Consider the following 1,997-nt stretch of genomic DNA (forward strand, 5'->3'; position numbering starts at 1 on the left):
TTCATCCGCTTCCGGTACTGTGCGTTATCATTCGGGAAAAAGTGGACAGACTGTTGTTCCCGGAACCTATGGAAATTTAAGATTTTTTAATGCTAATAAGAGTTTTATAACAGGAGAGACATATGTTGTTTTGGGAGTTTTTGCCCCAGGTACTACTACTGCTGTTACCCCTATTGATTATACGATGAGTTTCCAGGGAACAAGTCAAACAATACCAACTTTCAATTATGATAATGTTATCATTGGAGCTACAAGTGCTACATCAAGTCAATCTATTAGTGTTGATGGCGATTTTACAGTTAATACAAGCTTTACCAGTACAGAAACAGTAACATTTTCAGGCTCTTCTTTACAAAATATTTCAGGATTAGGTACAATAAGGTTTTATGACGTAAACGCTAATCAGAGTATTAGTAATAATGCTTCTACTTCTTTAAGAGGGGTTTTGACTTTAGGGAGCAGTGTTACCTTTGATGCTGATGGTTCAGGTTCAGGTACTTTTACACTACTTTCTGATGTTAATTCTGACGCAGCTATAGCAGCAATTCCATCGGGGTCATCAATTTCTGGCAATATAACTTATCAGAGATATTTTATGGCATCTGATGTGTGGGTGAATTTTGGCATACCAGTAAACGGAGCCACCGTTGCTGATCTTCAAGATGATTTTCCTATTTCGGGTACTTTTACAGGAGCTTCAACAGGAACAGGTATAGGGACAAATCCTTCTATGTATTATTATGATGAATCTGTTACGGGTGACATAAATCAGGGGTGGGTAAGTCATCCAGGGAACTCAAATACAGAGGCAGTTTCTTCAACCGTAGGTTATTCTGCTTATATGAGAGCTGAATATACGGGATCGGGAGCTACAATAGATGTGACTGGAACAATAAACCAAGGCAACGTGGATCTGGGAGTTGGCTTTACTAGTACTCCTGATGCAGGAGATGGTTATAACCTTGTGGTTAATCCTTACCCTTCACCTATAGATTGGAATTCTGAAAGTTGGACTAAAACAAATATAGCGGCGGTTGCTTCAGTATGGGACGGCGCATCAGGTATATATAGGTACTCAGGCGGAGGAGGTTGGGATGGGATAGCTGCTTCCGGGCAAGCCATTTGGGTTCAGGCCACTTCATCTGGCGCTTCATTGATTGCTACGGAAAACGTTAAGACAGTAGCATCTCGAAACCCTTCATTTTATAGAAATGGCGAGATCAGAACCAATAGAGTGGTTATTTCTGCTATGGACTCACAAGGAAATGAGGATAGAGCTTTTCTGCTTTTTGATATTCCTAAAGCAACGCAAGAATATGATGCTGTTTATGATGCTCGTAAATTACCAAATCGAATACATAATGTATCTATAGCCACTCCGTCTGGTGATGAACTGGCCATCAATGCAGTGGATGAAGTAAATTGCTCTTTTTCTGCCGCAATTCAATTAACTAATATAAAGACTGGTGTATATTCATTTTCTTTTGAAGGGGTTAATGAAACTTTTGCCGATGAGGTGATATTTAAAGATAATTATCTCGGAACTTCTCAGGTAATATCTGATAGAACAGGATCAGTTTCTTTTAGTGTTGATGAAAGCGTGCCATCTACGTTTGGTAGGGAGAGGTTCGAGTTGGTTTTCAAGAGAGCTACCGTTAATCCTATACAACAACTTACATCAGATGCTACTGAGTATTCAGATGATAAGATTATACTGATTTTAGAAAACACGCAAAAGGGTATAAGTTATGAGCTTTTTGATGGTTCGTTAAGTTCATTAGGAGATGCTCGATTAGGCAATGGCCAATTAATAGAATACGAGGTTGATAAGAATACTCTGAATCCAGGCATCAATTATTTTTCTGTTAAAGCTTACTCTCCTTACGGTTGTGGTGACGGGTATATGATGGAAAAAATCTTTGCATATAATAATCAAACAACAATAGAGGGTAAGATTACTGCACTTAATGAACAACAACATTTGGATAAACAATTGA

The 1,997-nt window shown here is 38.6% G+C and carries 1 protein-coding gene; it reads left to right on the top strand.

The window, feature by feature from the left end; translation table 11 throughout:
• Nucleotides 1-19: 19 nt before the first annotated feature.
• The coding region (locus tag E1163_RS00795; RefSeq protein WP_155168624.1) for an autotransporter outer membrane beta-barrel domain-containing protein at nt 20-1,997 on the top strand (1,978 nt) is incomplete at its 3' end.

The organism is Fulvivirga kasyanovii (assembly GCF_009711405.1).
Classification (GTDB): domain Bacteria; phylum Bacteroidota; class Bacteroidia; order Cytophagales; family Cyclobacteriaceae; genus Fulvivirga; species Fulvivirga kasyanovii.